Source organism: Shewanella sp. DC2-4 (assembly GCF_013248875.1).
Classification (GTDB): Bacteria; Pseudomonadota; Gammaproteobacteria; order Enterobacterales; family Shewanellaceae; genus Shewanella; species Shewanella oncorhynchi.
In genome coordinates, this window is sequence record NZ_JABRVR010000002.1 from 1746389 (window position 1) to 1766664 (window position 20276).

Annotated in this window: 12 protein-coding genes; 4 read left to right on the forward strand and 8 right to left on the reverse strand. The window is 45.2% G+C overall.

Annotated features, from left to right (window positions below; all coding sequences use genetic code 11):
* The first annotated feature begins 11 nt into the window (after window positions 1-11).
* The 4 genes from HQQ92_RS08455 (at window position 12) to HQQ92_RS08470 (ending at window position 9253) form a co-directional block, all read left to right on the forward strand.
* Complete coding sequence (locus tag HQQ92_RS08455; RefSeq protein WP_028759768.1) at window positions 12-2327, forward strand: RND family transporter; 2316 nt, start codon at window positions 12-14, stop codon at window positions 2325-2327.
* Window positions 2328-2591: 264 nt separating this feature from the next.
* A complete protein-coding gene (locus tag HQQ92_RS08460) occupies window positions 2592-7436 on the forward strand; it encodes an NAD-glutamate dehydrogenase (RefSeq protein ID WP_173244568.1) in 4845 nt (1614 codons plus the stop codon).
* Window positions 7437-7499: 63 nt separating this feature from the next.
* Window positions 7500-8519, forward strand: a complete 1020-nt coding sequence (pyrD, locus tag HQQ92_RS08465; protein ID WP_173244571.1) for a quinone-dependent dihydroorotate dehydrogenase — start codon at window positions 7500-7502, stop codon at window positions 8517-8519.
* 200 nt (window positions 8520-8719) lie between these two features.
* Complete coding sequence (locus tag HQQ92_RS08470) at window positions 8720-9253, forward strand: cell division protein ZapC (RefSeq protein ID WP_173244574.1); 534 nt, start codon at window positions 8720-8722, stop codon at window positions 9251-9253.
* 1539 nt (window positions 9254-10792) lie between these two features.
* Here HQQ92_RS08470 and HQQ92_RS08475 read toward each other — a convergent pair.
* From HQQ92_RS08475 to hisH, 8 genes are all read right to left on the reverse strand, one after another.
* Window positions 10793-11128, reverse strand: coding sequence for a YdbL family protein (locus HQQ92_RS08475; protein WP_173244577.1), 336 nt, complete (start codon window positions 11126-11128; stop codon window positions 10793-10795).
* Between the two features lie 24 nt (window positions 11129-11152).
* Entirely contained in the window at window positions 11153-11371 is a 219-nt protein-coding gene (locus HQQ92_RS08480) for a YnbE family lipoprotein (RefSeq protein WP_028759774.1), read from the reverse strand.
* Between the two features lie 13 nt (window positions 11372-11384).
* The gene (locus HQQ92_RS08485) at window positions 11385-14822 is read right to left on the reverse strand and encodes a YdbH domain-containing protein (protein ID WP_173244581.1); all 3438 of its coding nucleotides are present in this window, start codon (window positions 14820-14822) and stop codon (window positions 11385-11387) included.
* A gap of 305 nt (window positions 14823-15127) precedes the next feature.
* The gene (locus HQQ92_RS08490; protein WP_173244583.1) at window positions 15128-16315 is read right to left on the reverse strand and encodes an aromatic amino acid transport family protein; all 1188 of its coding nucleotides are present in this window, start codon (window positions 16313-16315) and stop codon (window positions 15128-15130) included.
* A 777-nt stretch (window positions 16316-17092) separates the two neighbouring features.
* A complete protein-coding gene (gene hisIE, locus HQQ92_RS08495) occupies window positions 17093-17734 on the reverse strand; it encodes a bifunctional phosphoribosyl-AMP cyclohydrolase/phosphoribosyl-ATP diphosphatase HisIE (protein ID WP_173244587.1) in 642 nt (213 codons plus the stop codon).
* A 134-nt stretch (window positions 17735-17868) separates the two neighbouring features.
* Window positions 17869-18642, reverse strand: coding sequence for an imidazole glycerol phosphate synthase subunit HisF (hisF, locus tag HQQ92_RS08500; protein WP_173244590.1), 774 nt, complete (start codon window positions 18640-18642; stop codon window positions 17869-17871).
* Window positions 18624-19361, reverse strand: coding sequence for a 1-(5-phosphoribosyl)-5-[(5-phosphoribosylamino)methylideneamino]imidazole-4-carboxamide isomerase (gene hisA, locus HQQ92_RS08505; protein WP_173244593.1), 738 nt, complete (start codon window positions 19359-19361; stop codon window positions 18624-18626). Before hisA ends, hisF begins: the two co-directional genes overlap by 19 nt.
* Window positions 19362-19431: 70 nt before the next feature.
* Complete coding sequence (gene hisH / locus HQQ92_RS08510) at window positions 19432-20274, reverse strand: imidazole glycerol phosphate synthase subunit HisH (RefSeq protein WP_173244596.1); 843 nt, start codon at window positions 20272-20274, stop codon at window positions 19432-19434.
* Window positions 20275-20276: the final 2 nt, after the last annotated feature.

A 20276-nucleotide genomic window follows, 5' to 3' on the forward strand; every position in this document is an offset into this window, starting at 1 on the left:
GGGCCGAGAAGATGTTAGAAAAACTGGTCAACGGATTTGAGTCATTTTTGTTTCGCAATCGCGCATGGGTCGTCGGCATTTTTGTGTTTTTGACGTTGTTTTTTGGCTATCAGGCCAGTCAACTCAAAATGGATGCGGCTTTTATCAAAAATATTCCACTGCAGCACAGTTATATGCAGACCTACCTGAAACACCAAAAAGATTTTGGTGGTGCCAACAGCATCATGGTGGCGGTTGAGGATACCAGCGGTAATATTTTTAATGCTAACTATTTTGATACCTTAAAAAATGTGCATGATCAGCTGTTTTTTATTCCAGGGGTTGACCGTGCGCAAGTGAAATCAATTTTTTCGCCTTCCACTCGTTTTACTGAAGTCGTTGAGGATGGTTTTGCTGGTGGGCCTGTTATTCCAGCGGATTTTTCAACTTCAGTGTCTGGGTTAGAAACGGTTCGCGATAATATTGAAAAAGCAGGGATTGTCGGCCGATTAATTGCCAATGATTACAGTGCGGCTATGGTGTCGGCTCAATTAATGGATTTTGATCCACAGACGGGTAAACCGCTTGATACCATTGCTTTTGCTGCACAATTAGAAAAAGAGCTTAGGGGCAAGTTCGAAACCGATAAGGTTAAAATTCACATCATAGGTTTCGCCAAAATGGCGGGGGATGTGGCTGATGGTGCTAAGGGTGTATTGCTGTTCTTCGTGATCGCGATTTTGGTCACTGCCATCATGGTTTACCTCTTTTCTAAATCCATCATCTTGACCATGCTGCCACTGGTCTGCAGTTTAACGGCTGTGGTCTGGCAGCTTGGTTTATTGACTGTGATAGGTTTCGGTCTCGATCCTATGTCGATTCTGGTACCGTTTTTAGTCTTCGCCATCGGTGTGAGCCACGGGGTGCAGATCATCAACGCTGTACGGCGCCGAGTGCTCGACGGGCAAACGACAAAAGCGGCTTCGGCGTCGGCATTTCGTAGTTTATTAGTGCCGGGTGGTGTGGCATTACTGTCTGATACTGTTGGTTTTGTTACCCTGTTATTTATCGATATTGGGATTATTCGCGAACTGGCGATTTCCGCCTCGCTCGGTGTTGGCGTGATCATTTTCACTAACCTTATCCTGTTGCCTTTGGTGATTTCTTTTACTGAAATCAAAGTCAATAAACACGCAGAACCGACCGCTGAAGAAGTGCGAACTGAGGCTATTTGGCGCTTCATGGCGCGTTTTGCAACGCCTAAATATGCTGTGGTAGTCATTATTGCCACTGTGGTGTTGTATTTTGTGGGTCTGCAACAAGCCAATCAGATGAAGATTGGTGATCTACAGGGCGGCGCGCCAGCGTTACATCAAGATTCGCGTTATAACCTCGATACCTTCTTCATCACAGATCATTTCTCTATCACCACAGATGTGATGACTGTGATTGTTGAGGCAGCACCTGAAGCCTGTACTTACCACGATGTGCTCACTCAAATTGATCAGTTTGAGTGGTTAGTGCGCAATACCCCTGGGGTGGAGTCGACTGTGAGTTTGGCGTCAGTCGCTAAAAAAGTGAATGCAGGCTTCAACGAAGGTAATCCAAGATGGGAAGTGTTGCCGCGTACAACGGCGAGCTTAGTACAGGCTATTGGCCAAATTCCCACGACTTCAGGTTTATTAAATGGCGATTGTTCTGTCATGCCTGTGTATCTGTTTATGAAAGATCACAAGGCCGAAACCATAGAAACTGTGGTCGCTAAGGTCAAAGCCGTCGCCGCGAAAATGGACAACGAGAAGTTGCAGTTTAAACTGGCGTCGGGTCCTGTGGGGGTAATGGCAGCGACTAACGAAGCGGTGGCTGAGGCACAGTTACCTATGATGATATACGTCTATGGTGCAGTGTTTGTACTCTGCTTAATCAGCTTTAAATCTTTTAAAGCCACTGTGGCGGTCATTATTCCGTTATATGTCGTGTCGACACTAGCACAAGCCTTGATGACTCAGCTCGATATTGGCTTAGCTGTCAGTACCTTACCTGTCATTGCACTGGGGGTTGGTATTGGTGTGGATTACGGTATTTATATCCTCTCGACTATGTCGTCTAAGCTATCAAATGGTATGCCAGTGCAACAGGCTTACTATGAGGCGTTGGTCGAACGGGGTAGTGCGGTGATCTTTACGGGCCTTACATTGGCGATTGGTGTCAGTACTTGGTTCTTCTCGGCACTTAAATTCCAAATGGACATGGGAATATTGTTAACATTCATGTTTGTGGTAAATATGCTCGGTGCCATAATTATCCTACCTGCATTGGCCGCCATTTTCTGGCGCCAACCTAAGTAGAGTCTACAAATGGGGAGCTAAGCTCCCCATTTACTTTTGAATACTTAGTCTGCTTTATCGATTGTTTGGTCATTTGTCATTCCTTGTTTACGCAAATACTGGATTTCAAGAGGATGTACCACTAAAATTTTCCTCGAAATACAGCGGTTTTAGTAATAAACTTCGCGCGACGATCTAGATCACATTAATTTATCTGCGATTGTTAAGCCGAAGCATCCAAATAATGAAAAAAGCGCTGCCATAGACGCTTAAGGAAACAGCAACATGGCCTTGAAAGATGCAATGCCTTCAGTACTACTTGAAAATGTAGTCAGTTTAATTCACGCTAAAGTCCCTAATTCACAAGCCAAGCAAGTTGAACAGTTCGCCACCTGCCTTTATGCCCACATGTCGAAAGACGATCTCAATGCGCGTAATGACAGTGATTTATACGGTGCGGTTCTCAGTTTATGGAACGCCCTGAACAAAACACCAAAAGGTAACACTCATCTGAGAGTGTTCAATCCTAGCCAAGCCAAACACGGCTGGCAATCTACTCACTCGATCATTGAAGTTATCCAACCTGACATGCCATTCTTGGTCGATTCAGTTGGTATGGCATTGAATCGTATGGGTATTACTGCTCACATGATGTTGCACACTCCACTGGCCATTGAGCGTTCAGAAAGTGGTGTGACGAATGTCACTTATCTTAATCAGAGCCCTGAAAGCACTGAGCATGTCGCCGTATTTTTGATTGAAATTGACCGTCAAAGCAGCACGGTTGATATCAAAGCATTAGAGCGCGAAATTCAGTCTGTGCTTGCCGATGTCGCTTCATCAGTCAACGACTGGGAAGTCATGTCTGCCAAGTTGGCTGAGATGATCAAGGAATTGCCAAAACGTCCGTTCCCGGGCGATAAGCAAGAGTTAGAAGAAGCGATTAACTTCCTGACTTACTTGAATAATCATCACTTTACGCTATTAGGTTACCGTCAATACGATTTGAAACGTGTCGAAGGTGACGTTGAGTTAGTGCCTAATATCGCCTCTAGTTTAGGTTTGATGAACAAGCACACTAAAGCGCAACCTGAGCAAGGTTTGTTGTTATCTAGCTTCTCCGATAGTGCCCGCAAAGAAGCCTTAGATCACAGCTTACTGATCCTCACTAAGAGCAGCGCTAAGAGCCGCGTGCATCGCCCAGCTTATGTCGATTATATCGGTATTAAGCGTTTCGATAAGAAAGGCAATGTGATTGGCGAAGATAGATTTATCGGTTTATATGCGTCAAACCTGTATAACCGCAGTCCACGTGAAATCCCACTGCTGAATGAAAAAGTGCAGCGTGTGTTAGATCGTTCAGGCTTGACCCCACGTTCACACGACTATAAAGCCCTGCTAAACATCCTTGAGAATTTACCTCGTGACGAGCTAATTCAAGCCAATGTTGATGATTTATCGCACATGGCCCATGGCGTGTTAGAAATGCAAGACAGAGACAAGCTGAAACTCTTTGTACGCAAAGATGGCTTTGGCCGTTTCTTATCCTGTTTAGTGTACGTTTCTAAGGATCGTTACAACACTAAACTCCGCCAAGATACTCAACGTATTCTGGCCCAGCACTTTAACAGCAAAGAAGATGTAGAGTTTACGACTTATTTCTCCGAGTCGACGCTAGCCCGCACTCACTACATAGTCAAAGTTGATAACAATAATATGGATGTAGATGTGGCTGCCATAGAGAACAACTTAATAGAAGCGGCACGTTCGTGGGAAGATAAGTTAAGCACTGCGCTTAACAGTGCACTCGGCGAAGAAGCTGGCACTCATCTGACTAAGCGTTATTTCAATGCGTTTGAGCAAAGCTATAAAGAAGACGTATTGCCAAGTTCTGCCGTCGTCGACATGCAACAGCTCGAAGCACTGGATGATGAACACAAGCTCGGCATGTTGTTCTATCAACCGCAGGAAGCGGCGCTGAACGACAACAAAGTGCGTTTAAAGCTATTCCATAAAGATGAGCCTATTCATCTTTCTGATGTGCTTCCAATGCTCGAAAACTTTGGTCTGCGCGTGATCAACGAGCGTCCATATGAAGTTACGACTTCAGACGGTTCTACCTTCTGGATCTTAGACTTCTTGATGACAGTTAAAGTCGTCAACACAGATAACATCGCTGATAGCCAAGACAGATTCCAAACTGCACTGTCACAAGTGTGGCAAAAGAAGTTAGAAGATGACGGCTTCAACCGCATTATTCTGGCGTCAGGTTTAACCGGTCGTGAAGTCTCTGTATTGCGCGCGTATGCGAAATACATGCGTCAAATCGATGCGACTTTCAGTCAGTCATATATTGAAGAAACCTTCGGTCGTTACCCACAAATCGCTGATTTGTTGGTGAAGATGTTCATCCGTAAATTTAACCCTAAACTGAAAACTCGTACCCTGGGCAAGTTTTTGGAGCAGATCAATTTACGTTTAGACGAAGTGTCTAGCTTAGATGATGACCGTATTATTCGTCGTTATTTAGACTTGATTAACGCCACTCTGCGTACCAACTTCTACCAACTGGATGCCAAAGGCGAATCTAAGAGTTATATCTCGTTTAAATTCATGCCTTCACTGATCCCTGAAATGCCACGTCCACTGCCGAAATTCGAAATATTCGTTTATTCGCCACGGGTTGAAGGTGTGCATTTACGTTACGGTAAAGTGGCTCGTGGTGGTCTGCGTTGGTCAGATCGTCGTGAAGACTTCCGTACCGAAGTATTGGGTTTGGTAAAAGCACAGCAAGTGAAAAACACTGTGATTGTGCCTGTGGGTGCTAAAGGTGGCTTTGTTTGTAAACAATTGCCAACTGAAGGCGGCCGTGAAGCTTTCTTCACCGAAGGTCAAGAATGTTACCGCATCTTTATCCGTGCATTGCTCGATATTACCGATAACATTTTGAACGGTGAAATCGTCCATCCATTGGATGTGGTTCGTCACGATGAAGATGACCCCTATTTAGTGGTAGCAGCCGATAAAGGCACAGCGACTTTCTCTGATATCGCGAACTCGATTTCCCTCGAATACCGCTTCTGGCTCGGTGATGCATTCGCATCGGGTGGCAGCAACGGTTATGACCATAAGAAAATGGGTATCACGGCCAAAGGCGGCTGGGAATCGGTTAAGCGTCATTTCCGCGAAGTCGGTATTGATTGCCAAACTACAGACTTTACCTGTTTAGGTATAGGTGACATGGCGGGCGACGTATTCGGTAACGGTATGTTGTTGTCTAAGCACACTAAACTGGTTGCAGCCTTTAACCACATGCATATCTTTATCGATCCAAATCCGGATACGGCATTAAGTTATGATGAACGGGCGCGTTTATTCGCTCTGCCACGTTCAAGCTGGGAAGACTACAGCAGCAAGTTGATTTCTAAAGGTGGCGGTATTTTCCTCCGTTCATCTAAATCAATTCCATTATCGGCAGAGATGAAGCAAATGTTGGCCACAGAGAAAACCTCTATGACCCCAACTGAGCTGATGAAAGAACTGTTGAAAATGCCAGTGGATTTGATCTGGAACGGCGGTATCGGTACGTATGTGAAATCTTCACGTGAAACCCACGCTGAAGTCGGCGATCGTGCCAACGATGCTCTACGTGTCAACGGTGGCGAACTGCGCGCTAAGATAGTCGGCGAGGGCGGTAACTTAGGTTGTACTCAGTTAGGTCGTATTGAATATGCGTCTAATGGCGGTCGCATCAACACTGACTTCGTGGATAACGTTGGTGGTGTGGACTGTTCAGACAACGAAGTGAACATCAAGATTTTGCTGAACGCTATGGTGACTGAAGGTGAACTGACGCTTAAGCAGCGTAACCGTTTACTGGAAGAAATGACTGAAGAAGTCGGCCAAATCGTACTACAAGACTGTAAAGATCAAACTCGTACTATCTCTGTGACTCAAGTGCGCGGTGCTGAGCAGTTAAAAGAGCAGATCCGCTTTATCCAGTACCTGGAAAAAGAAGGCAAGTTAGACAGAGCGTTAGAGTTCTTACCGTCTGACGATGAGCTAGCTGAACGTTTAGCCAGTGGTCGTGCATTAACGCGCCCAGAGCTATCAGTATTGGTTGCTTATGCGAAAATGGTACTGAAAGAGCAATTAGTGACGCCAGAAATCACTGAAGATACTCTGTTAAGCCAACTGCTTATCGCGTATTTCCCGAAAAAACTTCAGGAAAAATACAGTGACAAAATGGCAACCCATCCACTGCGTGGCGAAATCATTGCGACCTCACTCGCCAATGAACTCGTCAACGACATGGGCTTGAATTTTGTTCAACGTATGCAAGATGAGACTGGTGCCTCAGTTGCCGACGCGGCAATTTGTTACACTATGGCTCGCGAAGTATTTGGTTTAGCTGAATTAACTAAATCGATCACTGACTTAAACGGCATAGTTCCGGCTGTGGTTCAAGGTGAAATGCTGCATCAGTTACGCCGCAATATGCGTCGTGCTAGCCGCTGGTTCCTCCGTCACCGTAACCGCTCTTGGAGCATCGAACAAACCGTTGCCTTCTTCAAACCAGTATTTGAACAAATTAAAGATAATGTTCATTTATATCTGGTAGAAGAAGAAGCGAAGGGTATCCAATCTGAGATCAATGCTTTGGTCAAAGAAAACGTACCACAAGCTGTGGCAACCATTGTGGCTAACATGAGCACCTTGTTCTCTGCCTTAGACATTGCCCAAATTGCGCAAACAGAAGATAAGACAGTGGCATTAGTGGCTGAAACTTACTTCAAACTCGGCGCCCGCGTTGAGCTGCACTGGTTCTTAGAACAGATCAGCGCTCAACCTGTAGCGAACCATTGGCAAGCACTGGCTCGTGCCGCCTTTAGGGAAGAGTTAGATTGGCAACAACGTGCATTAAGTTCAGTTGTCTTAAGAACCTGCAGTGCAACCTGTGATGCCGAAAGTGTGATTTCTCAGTGGATTGAGATAAATCAAGGCTTATTGGAAAGATGGTTCCATATGCTAGCTGACTTTAAAACGTCGCAAATCCATGAGTTTGCTAAGTTCTCTGTCGCCCTACGTGAACTTAACCTTCTGATCCTTCATTGCGAAGGCCAAAAGTAAACTTATTATAACAATCAGAAGCCCTGGCGATCGCCGGGGCTTTTTTTAGGTCGAGGAAAGTACATGTTTTATAAAATCGCACAGAAAGTCATGTTTCAGATGGATCCTGAGCGAGCTCACCATCTTGCTATAGGCAGTTTAAAAATGACCGCCAATAGCCGGTTAACGTGTCTATATGGACAAACGATTGCACCCGCTCCTGTCAGCTTTATGGGGTTGACCTTTCCTAACCCAGTGGGACTCGCTGCCGGTATGGACAAGGACGGCGAATCGATTGATGCCTTTCATGCGATGGGATTTGGTCATATTGAAGTGGGTACAGTTACCCCAAGACCACAGCCTGGTAACGATTTACCCCGTCTATTTAGATTAAAGCCTGCCAAAGGCATCATTAATCGCATGGGGTTTAATAATAAGGGTGTCGATAATCTGGTCAAAAATTTGATCGCTAAAAAGACCGATATTATGGTTGGCGTTAATATTGGCAAAAATAAAGACACGCCAGTAGAACAAGGTAAAGACGATTATTTGATCTGCATGGATAAAGTTTATCTCCATGCGGCTTATATTGCGGTGAATATTTCATCACCCAATACCCCAGGATTACGATCGCTACAATATGGCGATCTATTAGATGAATTATTGAGCGCAATTAAAGCCAAGCAACTTGAGCTGGCCGAAAAGCATAAAAAATACGTGCCCATCGCGCTTAAAATTGCTCCAGATTTAACCATCGAAGAAATTGAAAATATCGCGCAAGCTTTGATTAAAAACAAATTTGATGGCGCAATTGCGACCAATACTACTTTAACACGTGATGGTGTTAGCGGTCTTGCCAACGCCAATGAAAGCGGCGGCTTAAGTGGCAAACCTTTAACTGAGCTGTCTACTAAAGTGATTAAGCAATTGGCAATTTGTTTGAAAGGGCAGATCCCGATCATCGGTGTGGGCGGTATTAATAGCGCTGAAGATGCCTTAGCCAAATTCGATGCGGGCGCCACTATGGTTCAGATTTATTCGGGTTTTATTTATCAAGGTCCGAAGTTAATTAAAGAAATAGTGAATGCATACCGCTTGAAATAATGATCTTAGGATTAAGATAACGATCTAAAATAAGATCTTATTCTTTAACAGCGATCTAAAATGATCCTTAGATCGCTGTTAAGATCTTACAATAGAACGACTAAGTAACTGTTAAATAATTTGTATTTTATTATTTTTATTTTGATATTGGATAAAATATCTACTATTATGTCCCAGTGTTCAAATATTGGGTCACCGTTATGTTATTAATGCCGCAAAAAGATTGGCAATGGAAATATAACGATTCGTATGGTGTATTAGGCGTATCGTTAGGTTCCGAGATAGAATTTCTGACGTCTTATAAAGCAAAATTACTCATTCCAGATGCCTTATCAAGCATGGAATTTAATATTGCGCACGCCAAATTCTATATGAACTTACTCGATAGATTGCCTAAAACCCTGTCTTTGTCCGATGCCGCTATTGTTCAAATTGCGCTCAATGCCACCGCAGCCCATTTTATGCTGACACCGCAAATGCCTAAATCATGGTTTTTTGATACCAGTGATGTCTGTGTTTATAGCGATGTAGGTAAAGTCTTTGAACTTAAATGCCAAAAGCAAAGGGCACTCGTGCTTGTGGTTGAAAACACCCTGCAATCGGCCTTAGTGATGTTATTATCGCCCGAATGTGTTTTATCCGGTGCTAAAACTATGGTGCAGTTTGAAACCATCAAAGTGATGCATAATCGCTTACACCCCCTACGTGCGCAGCGCCACGTGGTTGCGGCATAGCGTAGTTGTAGATCAATAGTCATTATTGGTTTTTGATATCTATTATTAGCCGATAATTCGCTTAAATCTCCATAGCATTAGTGCGCTATCCGTACTCTTTTCTGCTAATAAAGCTTTTATCTAAAATTAGTCACGTGACTCTTCAACACCTTTCTATCGAATGCTACCCAACGATAATTTGTGAGTCTTATTACTCTAAACTCGGCTCAGCTTTTTCTATCAAATAGAAGGAGAGTGACGAGGCAAAGGCTAAAAAGAACACAGATCGCAATATTCCGTCATGGATTGCAAGCATTTTAAAGTGAATTTATTCCTTATTGATAATAAGCTCATTTGATCCACATAGATCGGTTTGCCATGGCATTTACTCGGCGACTCGCAGCTAGTCCATCCGTGGATGCTCGACCGCCCCATCCATGGGGCGGACGGTCGTCTCGCCAATCACCATGGCGCACCTTTTAGCATTTGCGTAGTCTGTTGATTTGAAAGATTAGAGATTACATTTAACGGTTTTTACTTTGATTTTTTAGTGTTGTCTGTGCAGCGCTAAAAGCAAAAAATCTGTGGGTGTTCGGTCTTTTCGATGTATATAGCATTTATTATCAACAACTTATTTTTTGACAGCTTGAGATAATAGGTTTGGAAAACGCGCATGCGCGTTTTTCCTGATGGTATATCTAAACAAAAGCTGATAAGTTCCTTTTATTACAGTTAGTTAACCATGCGCGCTTTTACTGGTCTAATGAGGTAAACGCGCATGCGCACTATACAAAGTTAGGCTCTAGGTTCACGATATTTGAGTCTCATACAGAAACACTGAGTGCAGTAAAGGAGCACTTTAAATATGGTGGAGGACTTTACTGGAACCCAAAAATTCAGACCAGTGTAATCCTAGAAGTGACGGAAGCCTAACCAAGCTATGTAATTGACGTCAAAAAGTTACGTTCGCTTCACTTACTCCACTTTTTGCCGCAATTGATAGCGGCGTTATAAGCCAAATTGAACATGATAGATATATTGTTTATTGTAGGAATCATAATCTACCTAGCCACGATTACATTTTTGGTTAAATTGCATAAATCTATGAATTTGCGCTTTGGATGGCCTAAACCACGCGGCATCGGCAACATTCTTATTTGCTACTTTATTTCTGCATTGTTCATCGTCACTGTTATCCCTATTGGAATATTTTTCCCGTTATGGCTAAACTCTGTCTTTCAAGCTATCCCTGACACCGAAAATACCAGAGTTTTTCTTTTGCTATCAGGTTGTATTGTTTTAGGTTATGTCATGTGGGCAAATTACAGGCATGAAAAATTGTTGTATTAATGTGGGATGCTTCTTACTAGAAATAGGAAGGCGAGTGACTGGGGAAGCAATGAAAATTAATATTAATTATTTTGTCGTCAGTTAGCTTTTAGTTAAGTAAATCATCTATCCAGTTATCGACAAATCCACCCATAAAAATGCCTGCTACTGCAGGCGTTTTGTTTATATCTATTCGTTTTGTTTTTACGCGCTAGAGCCTTAGAAAGCGGACTACTTTTTAATCCATTTGCCTTTGGCATCTTGTACATAGTTGCCTTTATCTGTGGCGGCTATGGCTTTTTCACCGGCGAGTTTAGCGACGTCGGCAGGGGAGAGTTTGTTCTTCTTGGCAATGGTTTCGTAGTGTGCGCGACGTTTGTTATTTACGTCGTCCATCACGACTTTGGCTTCGGGATTGGCTTGCACTAATCCCAAGTAGCCGTTGGCTTGTTCCCCTAAATAGCCCTGTGATTTAGCTTCTTGAAGTGACATGGCAAAGGCGCTTAGGCTTAAGACGCTGAGGGTTAATAGCAATAATAACTTTGTTTTTAGTCGGATTGATTTCATGGTGATTCCTCAATTCTTATTTAATTAGAACAGCTTATCGTCTGACAGGAGTTGGTCTAATTCCTTATCTACTTTGATCCGTATCTCATGTTCAATTTTCACATTGAGATTGATAACGATAGGTTTATCCGGCGGTTCTATTTTTACTGTGGGCGTACAGCCCTGCAATGAGGCTAGGGCTACCAATGCGATAAGTGCGCTTCGGGTACCTATGCTAATTTGCTGTAATTGAATTATCTTCACTGAGGTTTCCTTGTTACTTCACTGATTTTTCGATTCTGTCCTGCAAGTCATTACCAATTTGCAGACTTCTAAATAATTGCAGCATGTTCTCTTCGTGGGAGTAATTCAAGTGGATAGGGCGTTCAATCCCTTCACCGCGGCCTTTCACTTCGACGAGTAGTTTAGCATCACCGGCTTGGTCCATATCAAAGCTGCTTGATAATTGACTGTATTGTAAGTGTTCTAACGTTGAAAAGACAAAGTCTAGATACGGTTGGGATTGGCGCATCTGCTCAACGGCGGGGTTGCCTGAGATAGCGATGAGGCCGCCGGGTGCGCGCGCGGCTAATTGCCCGCCAGTGATCGACACTTTGCCGTTGATTAAATCGACGGGCAACACGCCATCGAATATGCCGTCGGCATAGATGCCAATTTGCGGTTGAATACGCAGGACCTCTTCTAGACTCATGGCCTGCAGTAACAGATAGGCATGGGATTTATCCTGCAATTTAAGATTAAATTCTGGCAGCAGAAACTGGCCGCTGAGCACTTTGCCTTTGGCGGTCATGGAAACATCGGTGTCACTTAAGCCTGTGAGTTGTTGTATCCAATTGTCGGGCAATTTCTCGGCATCTTTGCCAAGGGCGATATCGGCTTCCACTTCGATATCGGTCAGTGGGAAGCCTGGATCAAATAAGTTAAAGGTCATCAGCGTCTGCGGGCAATTGAGCTTACTGAGGCTGCTAAAATAGCCTTTATCCTGCGGCTTGTTATGAGACTCTTTTTTATAAGATTGCCCCCAAGTGAACTCACATTGCGCTTGCAGTTTTCCCCCCTCAAAAATGATGTCTTTATAAAAGCCTTCAAGTTCTGTCATCGATTGAGTTATTTGCATGGCAAATTGGGTCTGATCGCGCTGTTGGGTTAAATTAAACTGCGCCTGTAATTGGTTATTACCTGTGACATTAAGCTCAGATGGTAAGGGTTGGGTTTGATTGAGCAAGGCCAGCGCCTCGGTCATGCTAGTGTTGACTACCCATTGGCCCGTTAACACTAAGGGATTGTTCGCGGTGGCAAGGTTCAACTTGTGTTGGCTTTGCAGCTCAACTGTGCCCACTTGCCAGTGCTCATCACCAAAGAGCGTGTTATTTTTCCAATCTAAGCTTTGTGCCAGCGTTAACTTGTCCAGCTTAAGTACGGTTTCTTTGCGGCTGCGGCCTTTGCTGCTGAGCTGTTTTTCGATATTTAGCTGACTGGCTTGCCATGCGAGTTGATTACGCCAAGTGGTAGAGAGCAGCGAGTCGAACAGCGCTTCGATATTGGGTTTAAGTTCAAATGACATGGCTTTTTGTAATGCAATCGAGAAACTGCCCGCATTCATATCGGTTTTCGTTATGATGCTAGTGCTAGCATTTTTATCCGCATTAGCCTCAGTGACTACACCATCTGTCACTAAAGTCTGTTTGGTCTGCGAAAAATACAGTTGCTCCAGTGCTAAGGTTAAAGGTGGTATGGCAAGGGTTAACCTGTTTGCGGTATCAGATGTGGGTACTGAGCTTTGCGCTGGACTGACTTTCTGAATGCTAGCGTTTTGAATACCAGAACTCTGAGTATGAGTGCTTTGCTGCGAGCTTATGTTCAGCGGCGCAAGGGCATTTATCGCGATACTACCAAGGCTAAACTCTGCATGTTTAGCCGCATTTTTATTTTGCATGCTAATACGCTTAAGCTCACCCACGGCGAACTCTAGCGTGTTGCCAGTATCTTGTTTTGTTGATTGAGTCAGTTCAGTCGACTCGGTAGCGGCAGTGATGAATTGCCAATCGGTTGAACTTGGCGTCTGAACTAAGTTAAATGTGCCTGCTGTTGTTAACTGACTATTATTCCAGCTAAAGTCCTGCGGTGGATTTGCCCACAATTCAGATAATTGCATTGAGCCTGTTTGCCTCGTACTAAGGCGCCAATCTGTTTTGAAGGACAGTGCTTCGATTGATTTTGTGATTTCAACATTGGCCAAATCGACTTGGGTATCGAGCTTACTGCCTAAGGTCTTAAGCTTCACTCGAGGAAGTTTAATCGCAAGGGGATTAGCTAAGTGCACATCTTGCGGAATTTGAGTCAGCGGGTAATGCAGGGCTTCAGGCAATGTCAGTGCGATTCCCACTGGTGTATCTGTACTTTTGAGCCCCGATAGCAGCTTAGCGATTTGACTCGCTGTCTGATCAGGCACTTGCTCAGTTATCGGTTGAGATACTGGTTCAGATACTGACTGAGATGAAGGTTTAGCCAGCGTCTCATCGAGCAGCTGCATCAATCGTTGTTGCTGCTCTGTATTTGGACTCAGCGCTAAGCTAAAGGGCTCTAGTTTTAGGTCAAGTTCGGCTAAATGCCCTGCAATCTTAAATGCTAACTCAGACTTAGGTGCAAGCTCGGGTTTAGGCGCAAGCTCTAGTGCAGCCAGTTGATTAAAGGTCAGCTTTGGATCGATTAATTGATGCTCACTGATAAGTTCGCCTGAGGTTAAAGTGATACTGCTGTTGGATACCAATTGGCCTTGTAAATCAATTGCTAACGCTTGCCACTCTTTATCAAGCTCAGTTAACGGACTCAGTACACTGTCTTGCGCTTGCCTCAGGCTGATTTGATGCAAGCTCGCAAGCAGCGGCGCGAGCTGGATTTGACTCATGAGTTGCCATTTGTTGGTTTCGAGTATGGCTTTAAGTGTGGCGATGCTTTCGCCTGCGTGACTAAACTCGCTGTTGATTTCCCCCGCGCCGTTGAGGCTCAACTTGTCCATCACCAAACGATAGGCGGATAAATCATTTTGGGTGTTGAGATGCTGGGCTTTGAGAATAAGACTGGTTTTTCCGATATCGATGAGTGGTAATGATTTGATATCTAAGACCAATGCGGGGCCTTGTTCATCGATGGCATTTCGATTGGGTAAAAACAGTGATTGCCCTAACTCGACTTCAATATTACCTGTGGATATTTGGGTGATTTTTTGAGTGAGGTAAGAGGCTTGGCTGAACTGTTTCAGTTCGGCAAAACTCTGTGGCCAGTCAAGTTTTAGCTGAATATTCAAATCATTAAGCTTGATATGGCTATCATGCACCCTCAGATTGGCAGAGGTAATTCGCCAATGTTCTAACTGACTTTGCCCTAATTCAATGTCAATCAGTTCGCTGTCCATACCTGTGAGGGCAAAATTTGCCGCCCGTATGATGAGTTGTTCAGCCTGGGTATTCACAATCCAAACAGTTAACGCCACGCCCGCCAAGATGCCCGTTAAGCTGGTCGCCAATAAGGTTTTTTTTAGGGGGAATTTACGGCGATTTTGCGCAGCAACATGAGTATCCGTTCCAAAATCTAAAGCACCACTGCGAGGGCCTGCAGATATCTCCGTTGCCTCGTGCTGAAGTGCCTTGCTATCAGAGGCATTGCCACGGCTTGGCTTGTTGTGGATTGGCATTGGGTTTGATATTTATCCTTTATTGAAAGAGCCCTGATCAAACTCGTGCTTTAGCAGTGCAAAAATACACGAATGTGTATATTTCATTGGCACTTTTAATTTGTTCGGTTACTTCGGAGCTTTTATATCGCGCACGAGCACCTGAGGCAGTTTAACACTCACGGGCTTAGCTGACTAATGTGAAAGGATCATTGAATAGACAAGCGCCTGCTGTCAATAGTTGAGGTTTTACAGGCTCTTGTACTTCATCTTTTATTCGAGCTAGCGAACTTTTGGTTAACTCACTCTTGGTGAGTGAATTGCGGCTAGCTAAATATCTGGGCGGCGATCACCACAATTCCGCAAAGTGTGGCGAGCATTAAGGCTAACTTTCCGCCCGCAACGCGGTAACCCATCGGCATATTGGCAGCGTCTCGCATCTGGCGTTGTGTCCACACCATGGTCACAGGTAAAAAGATGGCGAGGATCACCAGCGCAATCGCCGCGTAGCCTAGGGCGGCGATAAAACCTTGAGGGTAGAAGAGGGCAAAACCTAAGGGCGGTAAAAAGGTGATAGCCGCGGTTAAGCTTCGACCTGTTGCATTATCTTCTTGCCTTAAGCTTGAGGCCATAAAATCGAACAAACCTAAACTCACCCCTAAAAACGAGGTCGCAAGGGCGAGATCGGCAAATAGACTTATAGCGCTACTTAAGTATTCACTGTGCAGTACGCTCGCCAGTTGATTGATAAAGCTTGATAAACTCTGGTTTTCGAGCAATTGACTTTGGCTTAATACGCCTTGACTGCCCAGTTGCCACAAAAGGTAAATAACTAATGGCAAAGCCGAGCCAAACAACATGATCCTTCGCAGGGCTTTGACTTCAACGCCCAAGTAGCGCACCACTGATGGAATCGAACCGTGAAAACCAAAGGAGGTAAAAATCACCGGAATAGCCGTGATAATTAGGCCTTGGTTGAGCGGGAGTTCGAGCAAATGTGGGCTTTCAACCTGCGGCAGTAACAAGGCCAACATAAGCAATAATGCCAATAGCTTAAGGGCAAATAAACCGCGATTGATGAGATCCACACAGTGGGTTCCCATGCCCACAATGGCGCCAACCAGCAGGGTGAATAGGATTGCACCCGCCTGCGGTGGCAAATTTAGTCCTAGCCAAGTGCTCAGCTTTTGGTTCACTTGCTCGCCGCCGCCAGCAATGTAGGCGGCGCAGAGGGCGTACAGTAAAAACATCAAGGCGCTATTGGCGATCAACTGGCCCTTACGACCCAATAAGCGCTGCGCTAAGTGATTAAGGCTGGCATCGCTGGGGGCGAATTGATGTATTTCCACCATAAGCAGTGCCGTGTAGGCCATCAGCGCCCATAGGATGAGCATAATGGCGGAGGAGGTGCCAAAACCGAGTCCAGCCGATGCGATAGGCAAAGCCAGCATACCCGCGCCGATTGTGGTGCCGGCGATAAGCAGTAAACTGCCGAAAATTTTATTCTGTGTCATAACATGATCTCAAAAGCGTGTCGCAAGAAAAAGAGATAAAGACTTGATCCTAAAGCAACCGTCTTAAAGGATTTTGATGCGATTCAAGCACAAAATGATTTAAGCAAATGAGACAGTGGCGCTCAGCGGATCCGAAAGGATATGGCCACAATGGAAGGTCAGGCGAGGTGCCTTTATACCCAAACAACCTGAAGATGCAGGATTCAGAGGGAGTTTAACGCACTTTAGGCAAGGCGGTTATTTGCAGACCTAGCGGGCTAAGTTAAAAATAACCAACACCGCATAAAGTGCGTTAAAACCCGCCGGGACGGAGCGTCTAGGGTACTCCACTCCCGTGTTGCATCAATTCAAAAGGTGGTCGACATTCTGTCATTGATGCGCCTTGAATTGAAGCCCCCTAGGCGCTCTGAAACTCGTATCTTCAGGTAGCTTGGGTATATCCATTGCGGCTACAGATAGGGAGTATAAAAGGGTGTGAAACACATAAAACTTGCCTTAGCGTGTGTTGAGTAAAAACGGATAAGTGTTTTGATGCCTTGCCTTAATAACCTAACGGCAACGGAGGTTACCATAGGGAACTGAAATGTACTTGTCAACCATTACAACAGTATTTTGATTATTTTTTGTCACAGGATTAAGGCGCAAGATATTCATTGTTTACATTGCGGCAATGGCACTTGAGGGAATCGCGCGATAAAAAATGCCGCCGACTTGATTTAAGCGGGCGGCATTTTTAGCGGTAAAATCGATAGTAAGACATCAGGAACAGTAAGCAGATTATGCTTTGCTCTCTAGCGCCTTTTCATGTCTTGCCAGCAAATTTGCTGTGATGTCACTGAGGCTTAAGTTTTGATCTTCAAGCAATACCAGCAAGTGATAGATAAGATCTGAGGCTTCGTTAACTAGCTCTTCTTTATCGTGGGTCGCAGCGGCAAGGGCGGTTTCAAGACCTTCTTCCCCGACCTTTTGGGCGATACGTTTCGTGCCGCGCGCAAACAAAGACGCCGTGTAGCTGGAATCGGCACTTTGCCCTTTACGCGAGGTGATTAAGCTGGCGAGGTTGTTCAAAAATGGGTGCGCATTGTCATCTAACCAGCAACTTTCGGTGCCTTTGTGGCAGGTTGGGCCGTTGGGGATCACTTGAACTAACAGGCTGTCGTTATCGCAGTCTTTATCAATAGCCACCAATTTTAGCGTATTGCCTGAGATTTCACCCTTAGTCCACAAACGCTGTTTTGAGCGGCTGAAAAAGGTCACATCACCTGTGCTTAAGGTTTTTTCCAGCGCGGCCTTATCCATATAACCGAGCATTAATACCTTGCCCGATAAGTGATTTTGGATCACGGCAGGAATAAGTCCATCCTGTTTGTCCCAATCCAGCTCGCTAAAATCCGATTTAGTGTGTGTTTGCGTTGACATAGTGTTCACTCTTAATTTGTTGATGCTTTTTAGCGACGTATTGTGGTTGCTAGCTCTTACTCATGCTCTTACTGTAGCGGTAGGCGCCATTAGCTCGCTATAAACGATTGACCGCGAGCGGCTAATTGCAATAGCTAGCGCCTAATCGCAATGCCTTCGGCCGCTAAATAGGCTTTTAACTCACCAATGTTGATAATCGCCTTGTGGAATACGCTCGCTGCCAGCGCCGCATCGACCTTGGCTTCAATAAACACATCACGGAAATGCGCCATAGTTCCAGCGCCGCCCGAGGCAATCAAAGGCACGTCGCAGATGGCGCGAACAAGACTTAACTGCTTGATATCATAGCCGCCGCGCACGCCGTCTTGGTTCATCACATTGAGCACGATTTCACCACAACCTCGTTTTTGTACTTCTTCAACCCAGTCTTGGGTAAACCACTGAGTATCCTTAATCGCCGCTTCATCGCCGGTAAATTGTTTTACCTTATAGCTGTTGCTGGTGGCGTCGAAAAAGGAGTCGATGCCAATCACGATACACTGGCGGCCGAACTCGTCCTGCAGGCGTGAGATTAAACTTGGATCGGTCAAGGCGGGCGAGTTAATCGAAATCTTATCCGCCCCAAAGGCTAATAATTCACGGGCTTGGCTAATGGTTTTAATGCCACCTGCCACGCAGAAGGGAATATCAATCTGCTCCGCCACGCGGCTCACCCAAGATTTATCGACCACACGTTCGTGGGCGCTGGCAGTAATGTCATAAAACACCAGCTCATCGGCGCCTTCTTCGGCATAACGCGCGGCTAAGGGCACGATATCACCGACAATTTCGTGGTTACGAAACTGCACGCCTTTCACTACTTTACCGTCTTTCACATCTAAACAGGGGACTAGTCGTTTGGCCAGCATTGGATTGCCTCCACCACGTTAAACTGATTGATAAGCAAGGCTTTGCCTATAATGATGCCCGCCGCGCCGCTATCACGCACGGCGGCAACATCCTCAAGAGTTGCAATACCGCCGGAGGCTTGCCAAGCGATATCGGGATAACTTGCAGCAATTTCTTGATAAAGCGCGGTATTCGCGCCCGTTAAGGTGCCGTCACGGCTAATATCAGTTACTAGCGCATGCTTTAAGCCGACCGCGCTAAAGGCTTCTACAAGGGATTCTAAACTCTTACCACCGCCACTTTGCCAACCGGATACGGCGACAATTTTCTCGCCGCTTTGGTTGATATTGACATCGAGTGCGAGGCAAATCGCTTCGCTGCCGTATTTGATAAACCATTGTTTGACTAACTCAGGTTCTTTCACCGCCAGTGAGCCAATCACCACGCGTTTTACGCCGATATTTAATAATTCAGTGACTTGTTCTTCTGTCCGAATGCCGCCGCCCACTTGAATATTAGCGTTTAGTCCCGCCACGAGTTGACTAATAAGGAGAGTTTGGCGTTTAGCGGGATCTTTCGCACCTGTTAAATCAACGATATGCAACCACTTCGCGCCTTGAGCCTCGTAGGATTGCAGCTGCGCCAAAGGACTTAAATCAAAGGTGGTCTGCTGGCCGTAATCACCTTGATAGAGGCGGACGACATTGCCATCAATTAAATCAATTGCAGGAATAATCATAAGCTCAGATCCTTGATTGATTTGTTTATAAGTGATTTATTAATAACTGGTTTTTTGATGAGTAATTTATTCATTGGTCAGCCTTCTTTACATCCGCTTGGCCATCAGCAGAGTTGCTTTGCAGCGCTTTGTTCATCAGCGCTTCGTTCATCTGTAACTCGTTCATCTGTAACTCGTTCATCTGTAACTCGTCCATCAGTAAAAAGTTACGCAGAATTTGCGCGCCCACGGCGGCACTTTTTTCGGGGTGAAACTGCACGCCCATAAAGTTGCCTTTGCCGATGGCGGCGCTAAAGCCTTCACCATAGGTACATTGGGCTAAGGTAAATTCACTCAACGGCGCGCGGTAACTGTGGACGAAATACACATAACTGCCATCTTCAATGCCCGCAAACAGCGGGTGAACGCTAGGGATTTTGGCGCCTTGTGAGTTTGTCGTTAGCTTAAGTTGGTTCCAACCCATGTGCGGCAAAGGTAAGTTTTCAGCTTTGAGTAACTGCGTATCCAGCTCGCAAATGTCGGTCGGGATTATGCCTAAGCACTCGCAATCTTGACCTTTTCCGCCGCGCTCTTTAGAAATTGCCGCCAACATTTGCATGCCAAGGCACACGCCCAGCACAGGTTGAGTCAGGCCTTGAATAAGTTCGACTAAACCTTTTTCATGTAAGGACGCCATGGCGGCTCCCGCTGTGCCCACTCCCGGTAGCACTACACGTTTTGCCGCTTTGATTTTGGTTTTATCGTCTGTGACCAACACCTTAGCGCCTAAACGCTCGAAGGCGAAACGTACTGAGTTTAAATTGGCGCAGCCCGTGTCTATGATGACGGTTTCAGCATCTGATGATTCATTTGCTGTTAATTGCGGGCTAGTTGTTAATTGCTGGCCAGCTATTAATAGAGTGTCTTGTTGCATCC

Coding starts and splice junctions, on each gene's coding strand:
- hisIE (WP_173244587.1), bottom strand. CDS start 17,734: ATGTCAACGCAAACACACACTAAATCGGATTTTAGCGAGCTGGATTGG.
- HQQ92_RS08460 (WP_173244568.1), top strand. CDS start 2,592: ATGGCCTTGAAAGATGCAATGCCTTCAGTACTACTTGAAAATGTAGTC.
- HQQ92_RS08490 (WP_173244583.1), bottom strand. CDS start 16,315: ATGACACAGAATAAAATTTTCGGCAGTTTACTGCTTATCGCCGGCACC.
- hisA (WP_173244593.1), bottom strand. CDS start 19,361: ATGATTATTCCTGCAATTGATTTAATTGATGGCAATGTCGTCCGCCTC.
- HQQ92_RS08485 (WP_173244581.1), bottom strand. CDS start 14,822: ATGCCAATCCACAACAAGCCAAGCCGTGGCAATGCCTCTGATAGCAAG.
- pyrD (WP_173244571.1), top strand. CDS start 7,500: ATGTTTTATAAAATCGCACAGAAAGTCATGTTTCAGATGGATCCTGAG.
- HQQ92_RS08470 (WP_173244574.1), top strand. CDS start 8,720: ATGTTATTAATGCCGCAAAAAGATTGGCAATGGAAATATAACGATTCG.
- HQQ92_RS08475 (WP_173244577.1), bottom strand. CDS start 11,128: ATGAAATCAATCCGACTAAAAACAAAGTTATTATTGCTATTAACCCTC.
- hisH (WP_173244596.1), bottom strand. CDS start 20,274: ATGCAACAAGACACTCTATTAATAGCTGGCCAGCAATTAACAACTAGC.
- hisF (WP_173244590.1), bottom strand. CDS start 18,642: ATGCTGGCCAAACGACTAGTCCCCTGTTTAGATGTGAAAGACGGTAAA.
- HQQ92_RS08455 (WP_028759768.1), top strand. CDS start 12: ATGTTAGAAAAACTGGTCAACGGATTTGAGTCATTTTTGTTTCGCAAT.